Here is a 17,670-nt window from a genome sequence, read left to right as displayed (position 1 = left end):
GGTGAATTCCGCGCAGGGATCAGCCAAGCAGCCCCGGCCCGAGCCGCGGTATAGCGCGCGGGGGGCGCCTTCGCGCCCCCGGTGGTGTAAACCTCCGTGGTGAGGCGGGGCGTGGGAGTGCGCTCGCGCGCGTGCTGCCCGCGCACCCCGCGCTCCGGCGCGCGGCGGCACCCACCCGGCGCGCGAGCCACCCCCACACGCCGGGGAGAGGGAGCGCGGCCCGCACGCGTCGCCGTAGGCCCACGAGAGCGGTGCCTGCCGCCGCACGGACGCTGACTCGACTCGACTCGACTCGACTCGACTCGACGCGACCCGACCCGACCCGACCCGACGCGACCCGACCCGACCCGACGCGATCCGATCCCACCCGATCCGACCCGACCGGGCCGGGCCCTCTGACCTGACCCTCCGTCAGGAGAGCGGCGCGGCCGAGGTGGTGGCGAGTGCCTCGGCGCGCAGCGCGGCGGCGACGCGGATGACGGACTGCTCCGGCGGGAGGGGGCGGCGGGCCAGCAGCAGCCGGCGCTGTTCCTGGGGGCCGCCGCGGACGGGCAGGACGCGCACCCCGGGCGGCGCGACGGGCGCGAGGGTGGCCGGCACCGTGGTCAGCCCGCAGCCGGCGGCGACGAGGTGGAGCTTGGCGAGCCAGTCGCGGGCGGTGAGGGCGATCTCGGGCCGCTCGTCCAGGCCCGGCCAGACGCCCATCAGCCGTTCCTCCCCCGAGGAGGGACTGGCGATCCAGCGCTGTCCGCGCAGGTCGGCGACGTCGACGTACTCGCCGCGGGCCAGCGGGTGGGCGGTCGGCACCGCGAGGTACAGGGGGCGTTCGGTCAGGGTCTGAAGGGCGAGCGGGGGCGACTCGGTGTCCGGTGCGCGAAACGGCGGCCCGGAGGCGAGCAGGGCCAGGTCGATGCTGCCGGCGCGCAGGGCCCGGGCCAGTGCGGGGGTGCTGCCCTCACGCCCGACGACGTTCAGGTCGGGGTCGGTGCGGCGCAGCTCGGCCAGGGCGCGGGCAACCAGCACGGCGCCCGCGCTGGGCATCCATCCCAGCCGTACCGTCCCGCCCTGCGCCGGCAGGCCGGACAGCTCACGCGCGGTGGCCTCGATCTCGTCGAGTACGGTCGTGGCGCGGCGCATGACGATGCGCCCGGCGTCGGTGAGCCGGACGCCGTCGCGGCGCCGCTCCAGCAGTTCCGCGCCCGCGGCCCGCTCGATCGCGGCGATCTGCCGGGAGACCGCGGACTGGGTGTACCCGAGCGACGCGGCGGCCGCGGTGAAGGTGCCCTGCTCGGCCACGGCGCGGAAGACCCGCAGCGCGGTGAGCGACACTTCGGTGAAGTCCATGACGTCTACGCATACCACCAGTGCGGAACTCTCGTTGGACTCATGGATGCGGGGTTCCTAGCGTGGAGGCATGAACACTTCGCGCATCGCCCTCGTCACGGGCGCCAACCAAGGGCTCGGCCGGGCCCTCGTCGAGGGGCTCGCGGCCCGCATGGACCAGGACGACCTGGTCCTGCTCACCGGCCGCAACCGGCAGCGGGTGACGGACGCGGCACAGGAGGTCGCGCAGGCGCCCTCGACCCGGGCGCGCGTCGAGGGCGAGGTCCTGGACGTCACGGACGCCGCCGCCGTCTCCCGCCTCGCCGAGGACCTGCGGGCCCGCCACGGCGGGGTCGACATCGTCGTCTCCAACGCGGTCGCCCGCCTGCTGCCCGGCGAGTCGCAGGCTGAGCGGGCCGACGAGTTCATCGACGTGTCCAACTCCGCCACCCACGCGGTCCTGCGCGCCTTCGGCCCCGTTCTGCGCCCCGGCGGCCGGCTGCTCGTCGTGGCCAGCAGCCTGGGCACCCTCGGCCACCTCGCGCCGCGGCTGCACCGCCTCTTCGACGGCGCGTCCCTGGACCAGGTCGAGTACGCCGTCGAGTCCTGGCGCAGCGCCGTCCACCACAGGACGGCCACGGAGGACGGCTGGCCGCTGTGGCTGAACGTGCCCTCGAAGGTGGCCCAGGTCGCCGCCGTGCGCGCGGTCGCCGCCGACCGCCGCGCCCGCGACCTGGCCGACGGCACCCTGGTCGCCGCCGTCTGCCCCGGCATGGTCGACACCCCCACCTCGCGCCCGTGGTTCGGCGACTTCAGCCAGGCCCAGTCGCCCGCGCAGGCCGCCGAAGCAGTGCTCGACCTGATCCTCGCCGACCGCGTCGACCCCGCCCTCTACGGCGAACTGGTCCGCTTCGGCAAGGCGCTGGACTGGCACGCGGGCACGCCGCCGACGGAGCAGGACCGCCTGCTCACCCCCTGACCGCACCGCGGCCATGTCGTGCCGCACAGCTGAGGAGCAGCCCCCGCTGACAGCACCGCCCGCACGAGTGGTGCGGGTGCGTTCCGGCCCGCCGGACCGGATCTCCGCTCACGCGGGTCCGGCGTGGAACGCTCCGCCCGGGCCGAACACCAGCCGGGCGAAGTTGTCGCCGATCCGCCGGTGGGCCTCGGGGGAGGGGTGCACCTCGTCGGGCAGCGGCAACTCCGCGTAGTCCGCCGCTCCGTAGAGCTCGCGACCGTCGAGGTAGTGCAGATGGGGGTCGTCGGCGGCGCGCTGCTCGACGATCCGGGCGAGTTCGTCGCGGATGACGTTGAGCGTGAGCCGCCCGGCGGCGCGTTCGGCCGGGTCGCCGGTGGCCTTGAACCGGAAGACCCCGTCGCCGAAGTCGGGCGCGAGCGGACCGGGGGTGTCCTCCTGCACGGGGCACAGGATGGACGACACCACCAGCAGCGGCGTGCCCGGGTGCCCCTCGCGGATGGTGTCGAGGAACCCGTGCACGGCGGGGCCGAACGCGCGCAGCCGCATCAGGTCGGCGTTCACGATGTTGATGCCGAGCTTGACGCTGATCAGGTCCGCGGGGATGTCCCGCATCGCGCGCGCGGTGAAGGGGTCGAGCAGCGCGCTGCCGCTGAACCCGAGGTTGACCAGGTCGACTTCGCCCCGGGACGCGGCCAGCGCCGGCCAGATCCCCGTCGGATGGGCGGCGTTCGAGCCGTGGCTGATCGAACTGCCGTGGTGCAGCCACACCTTGCGCCCGCTCTCCGGTGCCGGTTCGACCGGCGCGTCGGTGCGCAGCGCGACCAGCTCGGTGCCTTCGGTGTGCGGCAGCCAGATCTCGACGTCCTTGTCGTACGGCGGCAGGTCCGCGAAGTGGGCGGTGCCGGCGGGCCCTTCGCGCACCTCGGCGGCCTGGGTGGCCATGTCGATCATGCGGAGCCGCCCGCCGGGCACGGTGGCCTGGCCGGCGAGGACCCCGTCGACCAGCAGGTCGTACACGCCGTCCGGGGGGAGCGGCGCGCCGACGTACGCCCGCTTGGTGGGCAGCGCGTCCAGTTCGACGGTGGTCGCCCGGGTGCGGAAGACCAGCCGCACCCCGGACGGCTGCGCCTCGGCCATGGCCAGTTGGTCGTCGGGGAACTGGCGGCGCGCGGAGGCGGGCAGCCGGTGCGGGAGCAGGCCGTGCGGCGTGCGCTCCACCTCGACGGCGCCGCGCAGCATGCCGGCGGTGAGGGGGGTGGTGGTCCAGTCGTGCTCGGTGTTCATGGTCCTTGCCTGTCGATCACGGTCCCGGTGGCGGTCCCGGTGGCGGTTGCGGTCGTGGTCCCGGTCCCGGTGGCGGTCGTGGGCACGGGGGCGGCGCTCACGGGGACGACGGTCGCGGGTGGGCGGGGAAGGTCCGGTTGCGCAGCAGGGCGTCGAGGGAGTCCACCATCCAGTCCCAGGATTCCCGGGGATCGACGGCGGTGTGGCTGAAGCCTCCGCTCATCTCCAGGCTGATGTAGCCGTGGAAGACGCTGCCCAGCATCCGGACCGCGTGGGTCTGGTCCGGCTCGGTCAGGTCGTACCCGCGCAGGAGCGCCCGCGTCATCTGGGCGTGCCGGACGCCCGCGCTGGAGGCCGCGGTCTGCGGGTCGAGCCGGAGCCGGGCGGCGTCGTACCGGCCCGGGTGCTCCCGGGCGTAGTCGCGGTACGCGTCGGCGAACGCGGCCAGCGCGTCCTTGCCCGCGCGGCCCGCCAGCGCGGCGGCGACCCGGTCCGCGAGTTCCGCGAGAGCGAGCAGCGCGATCCTGGTCTTGAGGTCCTGCGAACTCTTCACGTGCGAGTACAGGCTCGCGACCTTGACGTCGAACCGCCGGGCGAGTGCCGAGACGGTCACCTGGTCGAAGCCGACCTCGTCGGCCAGCTCCGCACCCGCCCGGGTCAGCCGCTCAGCCGTCAACCCTGCGCGCACCATAAGCTTCCTCCCGTTTTCCGATACCCATCATGCGCATACCTAAGACCTTTAGGCAAGCGCCTGAGTATTGCGGGCGGCGATGGGCAGGCGAGGCGGTCAGTGCGCGGGTGCCCACGGTCGGCGGGCGGGCGCAGGCCCGGGCGGAGGCCCGGGCGGAGGGAGGGGCCGCGGGCCGGGAGCACGAGCAGGGTGTGCGGTGAGCCGGCCCGGGGCGAAGAGCGGGGCGGCGGGCGGCTCGGCGGTTCGCCGGTCCCGGCGGGAGAGCGCGAGGCGCCGGGCGCGCCACCCGTTGAAGGCAGCGGGAGAGCGTGCGGAGCACCCCGCCCCGGTCACGGCACTAGAAGGAGTCGCCGTACCAGTGGAAGGCGCCTGGCGCGGTGACGGTGGCGAGGACCTCGGCCGCGGGGGCGAGCACCGGGCGGGCCATCCCGTAGTGGGTGGCCTCGGGAACGGACTCGGCGAGGAGGTGGGGGAGCGCGCCGACGACGGCGGGCTCGGCGGGCAGCCGTACGGTCGCGGACGTCGCGCCCGCCGCGCGCGCCCGGACCGCGGCGGCCGACAGCAGGGCGCCGGCCGCGTCCTCCTCCCGGCCGGGGGCGAGGGCGATCTCCGCGAGCTCGACCTGATCGGGGGTGGGTCGGCGGAGCACGGCGAAGCCGAGCGGGCGGCCGGACGGCGCGAAGGGAGCGGTGAGGGAGGGGAGTCGGCCGGCCCGGTCGAGTTGGCCGGCCCGGTCGAGTCCACCGGGTCGGCCGGGTCCACCGGGTCCGCCGGGTTCGCCGGGTTCGCCGGGGAAGAGGGGCGCCCCGGGCTCCGGGTTCCTGCCGCTTCCCCCATGTCCGCTGTCCTCCGCAACCAGGATCTGCGCCGGGGCCGCGTACCAGACGGGCACCCGGTGCTCCCAGTCGTCCGCGCCGCGCACCGTGGTCAGCGGGCGGACCGCGTCGAAGCCGTCCCGCAGCGCTCGCAGGGCCGGCAGGTCGGCGCGGGTCGAGGGGCGTACGGCGGCGGCGCCGGGGTGCGGCGCGCGGTCGGTGAGCGGGCCCGACCAGCCGGGGGCGGCGAAGGACCGCCACCCCGCGCCCTCGTAGACCCGCGGGGTGGCGGTGAACAGCAGCGACCAGGCGCACCCGTCGGCCGTCATGGCGGCCACCGCCGCCGCGAGCAGGTGCCGGACGTGGCCCTGGCCGCGCGCGTCGGGGTGGGTGGCGACGCTGCCGAGGCAGCCGACCCGCTGCGGGCGGCCGGTGGCCGAGCGGATCGGCCGCGGCAGGTAGTGGAGCACCGAGACCAGCCGCCCGCCGTCGTCCTCGGCGACGAACGTGCGGCTGTGGCGGCCCGGGTCGCGGCCCCACAGCGCGACGACCGTCGCCGCGTCGGGGAAGGCCGCCGCCCACAGGGCGTGCAGCGCCGGCTCGTCCGCCGGCGCGGCGGTGCGATAGCGCATGGCGACGGCCTTCCCTCTCCTACGGTCACGGTCACGGTCACGGTCGCAGGGCCCCGCGGCCCTGCGGCTCCCTACGGTCTTGCGGTTCCTCTCGGACTCGCGGTCCTTACGGTGAAGCGTGGCGGTGGGCGCACGACGCACGACCGGCTCAGCGAGGCCCAACCGGCCGCGCCCACCGCCACGTTCGCTCGGCCGCAGGCCGCCGCGCACCCAGCACCCGCCGAGCACGCCGCGAACTCAGAGGATGAGGTTGCCGGTTGTCGCGCTGATCCTCTTCCCGTCCGCGGGCAGCCCCTTCCGGGCGACACCGTCCTCGGTGCACGCGGTGTGCAGGAGCGACGACGTGTCGCCGAACGCGTCCTCCGCCAGCGCGAGTTGGCCCCCGGTGAGCCGGGCGCCGACCGCCGTGTAGCGGTTGTGGCCGTCCGCGACGCGCACATGCGCGGTGTCCGCGTCGGCGGCGCTGCTGCGCAGGTCGGCCAGGTCCCAGGTGACGGTGGCACCCGTTCCGGCGTCGCGGGAGAGCAGCGCCTTGGCGGTGTTGGTCCCGGACAGGGCGGTGCCGCCGCCGACGCTGATCCGCTGGTCGCGTACGGCGCTCAGCGCGATGCCGGTGTCGGTGAGGCTGCCGCCGTCCACGGTGACCTCGGACGCCCCGACCGCGAGCGGCGCAGCCTTGGGGCTGCCGACCAGCCGGCAGTCGGTGAAGTGGACCGGGCCGCTGCCGCGCAGCACGTTGCCGTCGAGCCCGGTGAACGTGGTGCGGACGAAGTGCACCGGCGCGGTGACCGGGGTCTGCACGAGCACGGACGCCTTCGGCAGGTCGAAGGTGCAGTCGGTGACGGTGGTCGGCCGGGTGGAGCGCGCCGACTGCTGGGCGACGGCGAAGAAGGAGGCGGTGCAGCCGCGCAGTTGGGCGCCGTCGGCGTTGACCACCAGGGTGCCGGCCGGGTCGAAGGTCGGCCGGGCGATGACCTTGACGTTCTCCAGCGTCAGGTCGGTGATCTTGGTGTTGGCGGTGAACCAGGAGCAGACGTGGTTGCGCACGGTGATCCGCTTGGCGGAATCGCCCCACTGGGCACCGGAGTTGGCGATGTCCATCAGGCCGGAGTTGCCGTCGAAGAGCAGGTCGTGTTCGTACTGCCCGTGGGTGGTGAAGGGGTTGCCGCCCTCGTCGTCGCCGTCGCCGTGGCAGTTGACGACCTGGCAGTAGGCCGACGCCGTCAGGTCGTTGAGGTGGCGGACGTTGCTGCTGGTGCAGTCCGCGACGTGGCCGTACAGGCAGTAGATCTGCTGGGTGAGGTAGCCGGCGCCGCCGTACATCACGGTGGGCGGGTTCTTCAGCCCGCACTGGATCGTGCGGTAACGGGTGCACCAGCGCCGCATGATGACCGGCCAGAACGTGCCGGTGGCCTGGATGCCGGAGACGTCGCAGTCCACCGCGTACTCGTACGCCACCGGGTGCGATCCGGTGTACTCGTCGTCGACCGCGCCGGTGTCCTGGCCGGCGCCGAGGAAGACGAGGTGGTCCACCCGGACGCCGACCACCGGTTCGACCCGGCGCCAGGTCAGCTTGCGGCCGGCCGCCAGCGGCCAGCCGTTGAGGTAGTCGACGCGGATGTGGGTGCCGTCGATGATCTCGGTGACCTCGACCATCTTCTGCAGTTCGCGCTCGTCGCTGCCGCCGCCGGCCACCTCGTTGCTCTGCACCGCCCACCACTGGCCGACCTTGAAGGCGCCGGAGTCCGGCACCGGGAAGGCGTCGGTGAGTTCGATGACCTCGGCGGACAGCGCGTGGCTGACGGTGTCGCCGGTGACGGTGCCCTGGAAGAACAGCACGGCGCCGAAGGGGTTGTCGTGGGTGTTGCGCTCGATGCCGCCGGTGTGGACGGTGTGGCCGCCGAAGTCCAGCGCGAGCCGGGAGCGGTGGTAGGTGTGGCGGCGCTGGAAGAGCAGGTCGGTGTGGGCCTCCACCCGGTGCACCGACGGGTCGTCGACCATGGCGTCGAGCGCGTCGTCGGCCGGGGCGGAGGCGTCGAACAGGCCGAAGCCGCGGAAGTCCAGCACCCCGTCGTGCAGTCGGCGCCAACGGCCGTGCGCGGGGCGGTCGTTCGGGCGCAGCACGGTGCCGCCGTTGGGCGCGCGGGTGCTGCCGGCGTCCCACCGTACGGTCATGCCGCCGCCGTCGCCGGGGGCGCGGTAGCCGGCGACCACCGTCACCGTCCCGTCCCGCAGCGACTTCGACGGGGTGGCGAGCAGGTCGGCGACGGTGGCGGCGGTGGTGGCGGGCCGCCCCGCCGTGCCGCCGCCCTTGGCGCCGCTCTTCCCGTCGTCGCCGGTGCCCTTGGCGCTGCCGGCGGGTGCGGCCGCCTGCGCCGGAACGGTGGTCAGCGCGCCGGCCGCGACGGCGGCCGCACCGATACCGCCGGAACGGAGCAGGTGTCTGCGGGTGGTGGTCATGGAGTGGTGCCGTCCTTCCGCTGGGGGCCGAGCGACGTGCGGTACGGGGGCATGAACGCGGTGCGCGGCATCTGGTCGGCCAGGACCCCGCCGTCCACCACGATCCGGGTGCCGGTCAGGTAGGCGCCGTCGTCGCCGGCGAGCAGCAGCAGCGCGCCGGTGCACTCCTCGGGCCGCGCGTAGCGGCCCAGCGGGATGCGCTGACGGTACGCCGCCTCGAACGCCTCGCGGTCGAACGGGAATTCGCCGTCGATCGGGGTGTCCACCATGCCGGGGGCGAGGCTGTTGACGGTGATGCCGTGCGGGGCCAGCTCGACCGCGAGGGTCTGGGTGAGCAGGTCCACCGCGGCCTTGGAGGCGTTGTAGTGCGCCAGCCCGGCCTCGGCGACCAGCGCGTTCTTGGAGGTGATGTTGACGATCCGGCCGGGCAGGCCGTCGGCGACCATGTGCTCGGCGACGCGCTGGGTCAGGAAGAACACCGCGTCGAGGTTGACCCGCATCACGCGGTACCAGCTGTCCGGGGTGATCTCGTTGAACCGCTCCAGGGCCGCGGTGCCGGCGTTGTTGACCAGGATGCGGATCGGTCCGGCCTGCGCGCGCACCCGGTCGGCGAAGTCGTGCAGCGCCGCGGTGTCGGACAGGTCCTGCTCGACGACGAGCGCGCCGCGCCCCGCCGCGCGGACCAGCGCGGCGGTCTCGGCCAGCCCTTCGGCGCCGGGCAGGTCGGTGAGGACCAGGTCGGCGCCGGCCTCGGCCAGCGCCACCGCGAAGGCCCGGCCCAGGCCGCGGGCGGCCCCGGTGACCAGCGCGGTGCGACCGGTCAGGTCGAAGCGCGCCGCGGCGGGGCCGCCGGCGGAGGTCACGACTGCCCCAGCCCGAGCAGGTCCAGCGACGGGCGGTGGATCAGCGCCTCCACGGCGTCCTGGTCCAGCGGGTCCAGACCCGGGATGCCGGGGATGCGGGCGATCCGGCGCAGCCCTTCCACCGAGTCGTTCACCGTGGTGAAGGGGTAGTCGCTGCCGAACAGCAGCTTGTCCCACACGCCGTAGTCCTGCACCAGGCGCAGGCTGTGCCACAGCTGGAACGGCCGGTAGTGCAGCGCGCTGATGTCGGCGTAGACGTGCCGGTGCTTGCGGATCACCGCGATGCACTCGCCCTCGAAGGGGTGGCTGAGGTGGGCCAGCACCATCCGCAGCTCCGGGTGGCGCATGGCCACCCAGTCCAGGTGCCGCGGCATGGCGTACTCCAGCGGCGCCTGCGAGACGAAGGTGGTGCCGGTGTGCACCAGCAGCGGCAGGCCGTGCCGCTCGGCGTAGGCGTAGAGCGGTTCGTACGCCTCGTCGGCGGGGTCGAACCCGGCGTACATCGGCATCAGTTTGATGCCGCGCAGCCCCAACTCCTCATGTCCGTAGCGCAGTTCGTCCTGCCAGCCGGGCTGGGTCGGGTCGAGCGAGAGGTAGCCGATCAGCCGGTCGGGGTGGTGCGCGACGTAGGCGGCGACGGCCGCGTCCTCCACCCACAGCCCGCTGCGGCGGGCCTTGCCGCCGACCACCACGGTGCGGGTGTTTTCCGGCGCGCTCGCCGCGTAGTCCTCGTACCGGACGGTGAGGTCCACCTCGCCGGCGTGCGCACGGGCGGACTCGGCGCGGAAGGCGTCGTCGAAGTCGTGGCTGTGCCGGAAGAGATGGGAGTGCACGTCGACGATCATGTGCGGTTCCTCTTCTCCCAGCCGTCCGCGAACATGTTCCAGAAGCGGTGGGTGGGCGGGTGCTCCGCGAAGACCTCGTCGACCAGTTCGATGCCGAGCCCGGGTGCGGTCGGCAGCTCGATGTGGCCGTCGGTGATCGGGAGCGCGCCGCGGACCGCCTCGAAGACATACGGTTCGAGCAGCCCGTCGAAGGTCTCCAGGATCTTGAGGTTGCTGATCCCGAGCGTGGCGTGCACCGAAGCGGTGGTGCACAGCGGCGAGTTGGAGTTGTGCGGGGCGACCAGCATGCCGTGCGCGTCGGCCTGCGCGGCGATCTTCCGCAGCTCGGTGAAGCCGCCGGCCATCGACAGGTCGGGCTGCACGATGTCCACGGCGTTGGTCGCGAAGAGCTGCTTGTACTCGTAGCGGTTGTGGAAGTGCTCGCCGCCGGAGATCGGGAAGGCCGCGATCTGCCGCAGCTCGGCGTAGCGCTCGATGTGCGTCCACGGCAGCGGCTCCTCGAACCAGCCGATGTCGTACGGCGCCAGCTCGTGCACCAGCCGCCGTGCGGTGGCCATCGCGAACCGGGCGTGCCCCTCGACGAAAAGGTCCACCTCGGGGCCGACCGCCTCGCGCACCGCGGCGACCAGCGCCAGCGAGCGGCGCAGCTCGCTGCGTTCCAGCTCGTGCAGGCCCGCGCCGAACGGGTCGAACTTCAGCGCGGTGAAGCCCTTGGCGACGGTCTCCTTCGCCTTGGCGGCGAACTCGGCCGGCTCGCGCTCGCCGGTGTACCAGCCGTTGGCGTAGACCCGGACCCGGTCGCGGGTGGCGCCGCCGGTGAGCCGGTAGGCGGGCACGCCCAGCGCCTTGCCCATCAGGTCGTACAGCGCCTGGTCCACGCCGGAGACGACGACGCCGCCGATGTCGCCGCCGCGCAGGAAGTCGCCCTGGTACATGCGCAGCCAGAGCTCTTCGACGTCGAACGGGTCGGCGCCCAGCAGGTGCCGGTGGCCCATCGCCTCGGTGAGCCGGCAGGTCTCGTCCACCCGGTAGGGGTGGGTGATCTCGCCGACGCCGGTCAGGCCCTGGTCGGTGTGAATCCGGACGTAGCCGAAGTCGCGCCAGGCGGTGCCGAGTTGCAGCGTCTCGACCTTGCTGATCCGGCCCGCCGGGCCGGCCGGCCGGGTGGTGTTCACGGTCAGCATCAGCGGGCCCCCGTCGCGGTGCCGGCGCCGCCCATGGTGGAGACGTGCGCGAGGTCGCTGGGGCCGCCCTCGGCCAGGGTGCGGGTGACGGCCGCCTCGGTCGCCTCCAGCAGGCGGTCCACGTCGGCGTCGGTGTGCGCGTAGGACAGGTGGCTGCGCTTGAGGTTCAGCGGCAGCTCGAAGACGCCGTGCTCGATGAGGTGGCGGCGGTAGCCGACGAAGAGCGCGGTGTCGTTGGCGAGCAGGTCGTCGTAGCTGAGCGGCGCCGGGCCGGGCATGAAGTAGCTGACGAAGACCGAGCCGTAGCCGGTCACCACGGCGGGCACGCCGATCCGCTGGTAGAGCGCGGTGAGTTCGGTGCGCACCCGATCGCCGAGCCGGAAGACGTGCTCGTGCACCGGCTGTTCGCGCAGCTTGCCGATGGTGGCCAGGGCGGCGGCGACCGGCAGCGGGTGGCCGTTGTAGGTGCCGGCGAAGAACACCGGGCCGCCGGGACGGCTGCTGAACTGCTCCATCAGGTCGGCGCGCCCGCCGAGCGCGCCGATCGGGGCGCCGTTGGCGATGGCCTTGCCGAGGGTGGTCAGGTCCGGGGTGATGCCGGAGATCGCCTGGTAGCCGCCGAGGGCGTGCCGGAAGCCGGTGATCACCTCGTCGAAGACCAGCACACTGCCGGCCGCGGTGCACTCCTCGCGCAGCGTGCGCAGGAACTCCTCGGTGGGCAGCAGCGCGCCCACGTTGTGCGGGATGGGCTCCACGATCACCGCGGCGATGTCGGTGCCGTGCTCGGCGAACGCCTGGCGGACGGCGGCGACGTCGTTGAAGCGCAACACCAGGGTGGCGTCGAGGACTTCGGGCAGGATGCCGGTGGAGGTCGGGTCGTGCCGGCCGACCCGGTCCGGGGCCGAGATGACGTTGAGGCTGACCGCGTCGTGCCAACCGTGGTAGCAGCCCTGGAACTTCACCACCAGGCGGCGCCCGGTGGCCGCGCGGGCCACCCGCAGCGCGTGGAAGGTCGCCTCGCTGCCGGTGCTGGTGAGCAGCACCTGCTCGATCGACGGGATCAGTTCGGCCAGTTGCTCCGCGAGGACCACCTCGGCCTCGGTGACCGCCACCCCGGTGAGACCGAGCCGGCCGGACGCGTCCGCGACCGCGGCGGCCACGTCCGGGTCGTTGTGGCCGAGCAGCGGCGGCCCGAACGCGGCGTGGTAGTCGGTGAATTCCCTGCCGTCGCTGTCCCAGAACCGGGACCCCGCGGTGCGGGCGATCACCAAGTCGGTGAGGCCGGGAATGCTGCGCTGGCCGCTGTTGACACCGCCCGGTATCACCCGGCGGGCCCGCTCGGCGAGCGTCATGTGGTGCTCCTCGCGTCGATGCTGTGGGTGACGGTCCCGGCCCTGCCCGGCCGGGACCGCAGGACGCCATCCGCCCGGCAAGTCGTCGCAGGATTCGTTCGCTGCACTGAAGGAACGATTTTCAAGAACACTGTTCTGAATATCCGAACAGTGGGCTGATCTTAGATCCGGTTTAACCCTCGGTCAAGGGGGGTCCGGTGGTAACCTGTTTTGCTATGCAGAACAGTGTTGAGCGCGGCGCGGATGACGAGCGGGGCCGCGCGGCGGGGGCCGAGCCGAAATACCTGGTGAAGACCGTGGCGAGGGCCGCGGAGCTGCTGGAGGTGCTCGCCGCCGGAGGACCCGGAGCGGGACTCAGCGTGACCGAGGTCGCCCAGCGCAGCGGTGTCTCGAAGAGCGCCGCCTTCGGCCTGCTGCAGACCCTGCGGCACTACGGCCTGGTGGCCGACGAGGGCGAGGGGATGAACCGCCGCTACCGGCTGGGGATGTCGCTGGCCCGGCTCGGCGACCGGGCGCAGGCGCAGATCTCGCTGCGGGACGTGGCCCGCCCGCTGCTGCGCGAGCTGACCGCCGCCACCGGCATGGCCTCGCGGGTCGCGGTGCCGCAGGAGGGCCAGGCGGTGATCGTCGACCAGGTCGACGCCGGCGGCGGCCTGCGGCTCGACCTGCGGATGGGCGCCCGCGAACTGCCGCACTGCACCGGGATCGGCAAGGCGCTGCTGGCCGCGATGCCCGAGCAGGAGGCCAGGGAACTCGTCGCCCGCACCGGGCTGCCCCGCCGCACCTCGCGCACCATCACCGACGAGGCGACGCTCTTCGCCCACCTGTCCGACGTCCGCGCCACCGGCTACGCGCTGGACGACGAGGAGGACGCCGACGGGATCTTCTGCATCGGCAGCGTGGTCCGCGACCACCGGGACCGATGCGTCGGCGCGATCAGCATCACCGGCCTCAAGCTCGATCTGCCCGGCTGGCGGTTCCGCGAACTCGGCCTCCAGGTAAGGGACTTCGCCGATCGGATCAGTCAGAGCCTGGGGCACGGCAACGCCCCGGCGACGTCCGGCGGCCGCACAACGGCCACCGCGGGGTCTTGACCGATTCACCGGCGGCGGGCTAGCGTCTCGCCCCGTCGGACGGTGCCGCGCAAGCACCCTGCCCCTGGTCTGCGCTTTTCCCGCACCGGTCCGCACCGCCATCCGCACATCCGGCAAGCGTCACGGTTTCGTCCTCACCCCAGGCCCATCGAAGGCTGAGGCACATCGTGAACGTTCCCCCTGGCCCCGTGCCGGGTTCCACCACCGACCAGAGCCCCGAGTCGAGCCCCGAGCAGAGCCGTACCGACACCTCCCGCCGCAGGCTGCTGCGGGCCGGCGGTATCGGCGGGCTGCTGCTCGCGGCCACCACCACGGCGGTTGCCGCCGGCACCGGCACCGCGTCCGCGGCCGGTTCCGGCTCCGGTGCCGCGAAGCCGGCCGGCCACCCGGTCGCGCCGCTCACCGCCGACTCCGTCGCCCGGCTGCTCGCGCTCGACACCAGGTCGCTCGCGAACGGCACGGTCGCGCTGGTCTCCGGCTACCGCGCACCCGGCGACGGCGGCGGCCTGGTCGCCCGCTGGGACGCGACCGCGACCACCGCGCCCAACGGCGGCACCGTGCTGCGCCCGGCCGGCCAGACCGGCAAGGGCCGCTGGCGCATGGTCCACGACGGCCTGCTGGACTTCCGCCAGTTCGGCGTCTTCGACGCCTCCACCCCGGCCGACGCCGCGCTGGACGCCATGGTCGGCGACCCGGCCGTGTACCGGATCGAGGCGCACACCGACCTCAACTTCACCAAGCGCCACACCTTCACCCGCTCCCGGCTCGAACTCGACTTCGGCGGCAACAAGGTCACCACCACCGGGATCGAGAAGAACGCGTACAACAACCCGTTCGGCGCGGTGCTGTACTTCCTCGGCAAGGTGACCAGCACCACCGTCAAGTCCCAGCTGTCCGCCGCGATGCCCGACCTCGCCGACATCTTCGAGGTGCCGTCGAGCAAGTCCTTCACCGTCGGCCAGTGGTGGAGCGTGGAGATCGACGCGGCCGCCGGCACCGGGCTGTACGAGAAGGAGGTGCAGAAGCTCGTCCAGGTCACCGAGATCGTGGACGGCACGCACATCCGCGTCAACTACAAGATCGGCTGGGAGCTGGCCGCCGGGCGCACCTTCACCTGGACCCGGGTCGAGCCGGTCGAGCGCGTCCACGTGCGCAACATGGTCTTCGAGGGCGTGCCGGACGTCGCCGACGACGACACCGAGACCGGCTCGCACCCGCTCGCCTACGAGTACGCCGTCTCCTGCGACGTCTCCGGCATCGACGCCACCGGCACCTTCTGGCCGGTGATCATCCGCCGCTGGTGTACGTACTTCCGCACCTCCGAGTGCCAGTTGAAGAACCCGGCCTCGGTCACCTACGGCGGCGCCGGCTACCTCACCCAGCAGATCTACTGCCTGTACGGCCACGTCGAGGACTGCCACGTCGCCAACGCCCGGCACCTCAACGACTGGACGGCCTCCGCCTACGGCTACGTCACCAACTGCCACGGCGACGGCGACGACCAGGGCCCCTTCGTCACCCACGGCCAGTTCGAGCACGACCTCACCTACACCGGCAACTCCGGGCTGATGACCTTCGCCAACTCCGGTGCGGCCTGGGGCGGCGCGGCCAAGCGGATCACCGTCCGCAAGCACGCCTGCTCGTGGTTCGTGGCCAGGACCAACATCACCGACCTGACGCTGGAGGACATGCTGGTCATCGGCAACGCCCAGCCGAACTCGGGGATGATCTGGGTGAACTCCGACGGCGCCCAGCTGCGCGGCTGCGTCGCCTCGGGCCCGCTGGTGATCTCCCAGTCCTCCGCCAAGTCGAAGCGCCCCACCGTGATCGCCGACTCGGCCTTCACCCAGGGCAAGGCGTCCGAGGTCACCGCGGCCACCGTCAGCTCCGACGTGCACCTGCTGCGGGTCACCCTGAAGGACCTGGACGGCGCGCAGTTCAACGGCACCGGCGACCTCGTCCTCGACCACTGCACGTTCACCGGAACCGGCGCGGACGCCGGCCCCAGCACCGTCGCGCACGCCGACACCGCGGTGCACGGCGGCACCTTCACCGACACCGGCCTGGTGCTGAAGTCCGCGAAGGACCAGCGGCTGTGGATCGACGGCGGCGCCCGCTTCGGCGGCGGCAACAGCTCGGCGGCCTTCCTCGCCCGCAGCGGCGCGGACCGCACCGTCAGCTGGCAGCTCGACGGCGTCGACTCCCGCGCCGCGGACCAGAAGACCGCGCACCTGCTGATCACCGACGGCGTCAACCACTACCGCGCGGGCGGCTCGGCCTTCTCCGGCGGCCGTATCGAACTCGACCCGGCCGCCTTCACCGGGGACAGCCACCTGCTGCACACCGGCTGCACCGAGGACGGCGTGACCCGCACCAAGATGCCCGCCGAGGGCGACCGGGTGCGGCACACCGCCGGGAACCTGCTGATCTGAGAGCGCCGGCCGGGCCCGTCACGAGCCCGGCCGGCCCCGGCCCGACCGCCGCCCAACGCGGCATCCGGGCACCGCCGTTGGCCAACACCGGCACCGCGCAAGCCACTTGTGTTCCGCGGCCCCTTCCCGCCGAACCTTCCCGCCGAACCGTCCCGCCGAACCTTCCCGCCGAACCGTCCCGCCGACCTTCGCGCCCACCGTGAGAGAGAGACCATGGCCACCGACCAGACCAGCACCGCCGGCACCCCGATCGAGGGGCGCCCGGTGCGGATCGCCCTCGTGGGCGCCGGCAACCGCGGGCTGACCTACGCCGCATGGATTCGCGACCACCCCGAGCGCGCCCGGATCGTCGCCGTCGCCGACCCCCGGCCCGAGGCACGCGCGCTGGTGCCGACGGCGACCGGGTACGGCGACTGGCGGGAACTGCTCGCCGCCACCGAGGCGAACGGCGGACCGCTGGCCGACGGCGTGATCGTGGCCACCCAGGACCGCGAGCACGCCGAACCGGTGCTCGCCCTGGCCCGGGCCGGGTACGGCGTGATGACCGAGAAGCCGCTCGCCCCCACGGAGGCCGAGTGCCGCACCATCGTGGAAGGCGTCGAGGCGGCCGGCGTGCCCTTCGCCGTCTGCCACGTGATGCGCTACACCCCCTACACCGACCTGGTGAAGAGCGTGGTGGACAGCGGTGTCCTCGGCACCGTCACCGGACTCGACCACCTGGAACCGGTCGGCTGGTGGCACTACGCGCACAGCTACGTCCGCGGCCCGTGGCGCCGCGAGGACCACTCCTCACCGATGATCCTCGCCAAGTCCAGCCACGACCTGGACTGGATCGCCTACGTCACCGGCCGCCGGATCGAGACCGTGGCGAGCTTCGGCTCGCTCGCCCACTTCCGCCCGGAGAACGCCCCGGCGGGCGCCGCCGCCAACTGCCTGGACTGCCCGGTCGAGCCGAGCTGCCCGTACTCCGCGCCCAAGCTGTACTACCCGGCGCTGCGCACCACCGGCGCCGCCTGGCCGATCGACCACGTGACCGCGCACGCCACCGGCCCGCAGGACGAGGCGGTGCTCACCGAGGCGCTGCGCACCGGCCCGTACGGACGGTGCGTGTACCGCGCGGACAACGACGTGGTCGACAACCAGGTGGTCGCCATGCAGCTGTCCGGCGGCGCCACCGGGGTCTTCACCATGACCGCGTTCACCGAGCAGACCCACCGCCAGACCCGGATCTTCGGCAGCCACGGCTGGCTGCGCGGCGACGGCGAGCGGGTCACGGTGCACGACTTCCGCGACGACACCACCCAGGTGCACGAGGTCGGCGCGAGCGGCTCCAACGCCGCCGACGGCCACGGCGGCGGCGACTCGGTGCTGGTCGAGTCGTTCGTCACCGCGCTCGCCACCGGCGACCGCTCCCACATCCGCTCCGGCCCGGTCGAGTCCCTCGGCAGCCACCTCGCGGCCTTCGCGGCCGAGCGGTCCCGGCACCAGGGCACGGTCGAGACGGTGCCGCCCCGCTGACCGGCCGCACGCCGCACCCCGGCCGCGCCCGCACTCGGCGCCACCAGCAGCACCCGCACCCCGCACCACCAGCAGCACCCCGCACCACCCGCACGCTTCGCCCGCACGGCACCGCGGCCCCACCCGCACCACCCGCACGCTTCGCCCGCACGGCACCGCGGCCCCACCCGCGCCCGTACCACCGACCACCGCCACGCA

13 protein-coding genes are annotated in these 17,670 nt (G+C 73.5%); 4 read left to right on the top strand and 9 right to left on the bottom strand.

Annotation, left to right across the window (positions count from 1 at the left end; all coding sequences use genetic code 11):
* Window positions 1-411: 411 nt before the first annotated feature.
* On the bottom strand, window positions 412-1,344 hold the full coding sequence (locus ACIPAE_RS37830; protein ID WP_402451752.1) for a LysR family transcriptional regulator: 933 nt from the start codon (window positions 1,342-1,344) through the stop codon (window positions 412-414).
* Between the two features lie 70 nt (window positions 1,345-1,414).
* Here ACIPAE_RS37830 and ACIPAE_RS37825 point away from each other — a divergent pair, with 70 nt between their 5' ends.
* On the top strand, window positions 1,415-2,302 hold the full coding sequence (locus ACIPAE_RS37825; protein ID WP_402451749.1) for an SDR family NAD(P)-dependent oxidoreductase: 888 nt from the start codon (window positions 1,415-1,417) through the stop codon (window positions 2,300-2,302).
* Between the two features lie 108 nt (window positions 2,303-2,410).
* Here the strand turns inward: ACIPAE_RS37825 and ACIPAE_RS37820 are convergent, their stop codons facing one another.
* The 8 genes from ACIPAE_RS37820 to ACIPAE_RS37785 form a co-directional block, all read right to left on the bottom strand.
* Window positions 2,411-3,586 carry a GDSL-type esterase/lipase family protein gene (locus tag ACIPAE_RS37820; RefSeq protein WP_402451746.1) on the bottom strand — a complete coding sequence of 392 codons (1,176 nt, stop codon included), beginning with the start codon at window positions 3,584-3,586 and terminating at the stop codon, window positions 2,411-2,413.
* 97 nt (window positions 3,587-3,683) lie between these two features.
* Complete coding sequence (locus ACIPAE_RS37815) at window positions 3,684-4,277, bottom strand: TetR/AcrR family transcriptional regulator (protein WP_329371134.1); 594 nt, start codon at window positions 4,275-4,277, stop codon at window positions 3,684-3,686.
* Window positions 4,278-4,614: 337 nt separating this feature from the next.
* Complete coding sequence (locus ACIPAE_RS37810) at window positions 4,615-5,724, bottom strand: GNAT family N-acetyltransferase (RefSeq protein WP_402451743.1); 1,110 nt, start codon at window positions 5,722-5,724, stop codon at window positions 4,615-4,617.
* Between the two features lie 237 nt (window positions 5,725-5,961).
* The gene (locus ACIPAE_RS37805) at window positions 5,962-8,184 is read right to left on the bottom strand and encodes a peptidase C14 (protein WP_402451740.1); all 2,223 of its coding nucleotides are present in this window, start codon (window positions 8,182-8,184) and stop codon (window positions 5,962-5,964) included.
* Entirely contained in the window at window positions 8,181-9,047 is an 867-nt protein-coding gene (locus ACIPAE_RS37800) for an SDR family oxidoreductase (protein WP_329371141.1), read from the bottom strand. Before ACIPAE_RS37800 ends, ACIPAE_RS37805 begins: the two co-directional genes overlap by 4 nt.
* Window positions 9,044-9,892 (bottom strand): amidohydrolase family protein, encoded by an 849-nt coding sequence (locus ACIPAE_RS37795; protein WP_329371143.1) that lies wholly within the window; start codon window positions 9,890-9,892, stop codon window positions 9,044-9,046. The genes ACIPAE_RS37800 and ACIPAE_RS37795 overlap by 4 nt, the downstream gene beginning before the upstream one ends.
* On the bottom strand, window positions 9,889-11,076 hold the full coding sequence (locus tag ACIPAE_RS37790) for a mandelate racemase/muconate lactonizing enzyme family protein (protein WP_329371144.1): 1,188 nt from the start codon (window positions 11,074-11,076) through the stop codon (window positions 9,889-9,891). Before ACIPAE_RS37790 ends, ACIPAE_RS37795 begins: the two co-directional genes overlap by 4 nt.
* The gene (locus ACIPAE_RS37785; RefSeq protein ID WP_329371146.1) at window positions 11,076-12,428 is read right to left on the bottom strand and encodes an aspartate aminotransferase family protein; all 1,353 of its coding nucleotides are present in this window, start codon (window positions 12,426-12,428) and stop codon (window positions 11,076-11,078) included. The genes ACIPAE_RS37790 and ACIPAE_RS37785 overlap by 1 nt, the downstream gene beginning before the upstream one ends.
* A gap of 215 nt (window positions 12,429-12,643) precedes the next feature.
* On the opposite strand from ACIPAE_RS37785, the gene ACIPAE_RS37780 reads away from it, so the two are divergent.
* The 3 genes from ACIPAE_RS37780 (at window position 12,644) to ACIPAE_RS37770 (ending at window position 17,472) form a co-directional block, all read left to right on the top strand.
* Window positions 12,644-13,522, top strand: coding sequence for an IclR family transcriptional regulator (locus tag ACIPAE_RS37780; RefSeq protein WP_402451736.1), 879 nt, complete (start codon window positions 12,644-12,646; stop codon window positions 13,520-13,522).
* Between the two features lie 599 nt (window positions 13,523-14,121).
* On the top strand, window positions 14,122-15,954 hold the full coding sequence (locus ACIPAE_RS37775) for a peptidase C14 (RefSeq protein ID WP_328473891.1): 1,833 nt from the start codon (window positions 14,122-14,124) through the stop codon (window positions 15,952-15,954).
* A gap of 213 nt (window positions 15,955-16,167) precedes the next feature.
* Window positions 16,168-17,472 (top strand): Gfo/Idh/MocA family protein, encoded by a 1,305-nt coding sequence (locus ACIPAE_RS37770; RefSeq protein WP_402451734.1) that lies wholly within the window; start codon window positions 16,168-16,170, stop codon window positions 17,470-17,472.
* The last annotated feature ends 198 nt before the right edge of the window (window positions 17,473-17,670 follow it).

The organism is Streptomyces sp. NPDC087270, from assembly GCF_044744625.1.
Lineage (GTDB): Bacteria > Actinomycetota > Actinomycetes > Streptomycetales > Streptomycetaceae > Actinacidiphila.
The sequence above is the reverse complement of the archived record's forward strand: the minus strand, read 5'-3'. Positions and strand labels throughout refer to the sequence as shown.

Excerpts from the sequence above, each read along its gene's own strand:
- ACIPAE_RS37830 (WP_402451752.1), bottom strand. The coding sequence starts at position 1,344 with ATGGACTTCACCGAAGTGTCGCTCACCGCGCTGCGGGTCTTCCGCGCC.
- ACIPAE_RS37825 (WP_402451749.1), top strand. The coding sequence starts at position 1,415 with ATGAACACTTCGCGCATCGCCCTCGTCACGGGCGCCAACCAAGGGCTC.
- ACIPAE_RS37820 (WP_402451746.1), bottom strand. The coding sequence starts at position 3,586 with ATGAACACCGAGCACGACTGGACCACCACCCCCCTCACCGCCGGCATG.
- ACIPAE_RS37815 (WP_329371134.1), bottom strand. The coding sequence starts at position 4,277 with ATGGTGCGCGCAGGGTTGACGGCTGAGCGGCTGACCCGGGCGGGTGCG.
- ACIPAE_RS37810 (WP_402451743.1), bottom strand. The coding sequence starts at position 5,724 with ATGCGCTATCGCACCGCCGCGCCGGCGGACGAGCCGGCGCTGCACGCC.
- ACIPAE_RS37805 (WP_402451740.1), bottom strand. The coding sequence starts at position 8,184 with ATGACCACCACCCGCAGACACCTGCTCCGTTCCGGCGGTATCGGTGCG.
- ACIPAE_RS37795 (WP_329371143.1), bottom strand. The coding sequence starts at position 9,892 with ATGATCGTCGACGTGCACTCCCATCTCTTCCGGCACAGCCACGACTTC.
- ACIPAE_RS37790 (WP_329371144.1), bottom strand. The coding sequence starts at position 11,076 with ATGCTGACCGTGAACACCACCCGGCCGGCCGGCCCGGCGGGCCGGATC.
- ACIPAE_RS37785 (WP_329371146.1), bottom strand. The coding sequence starts at position 12,428 with ATGACGCTCGCCGAGCGGGCCCGCCGGGTGATACCGGGCGGTGTCAAC.
- ACIPAE_RS37780 (WP_402451736.1), top strand. The coding sequence starts at position 12,644 with ATGCAGAACAGTGTTGAGCGCGGCGCGGATGACGAGCGGGGCCGCGCG.
- ACIPAE_RS37775 (WP_328473891.1), top strand. The coding sequence starts at position 14,122 with ATGGTCCACGACGGCCTGCTGGACTTCCGCCAGTTCGGCGTCTTCGAC.
- ACIPAE_RS37770 (WP_402451734.1), top strand. The coding sequence starts at position 16,168 with ATGGCCACCGACCAGACCAGCACCGCCGGCACCCCGATCGAGGGGCGC.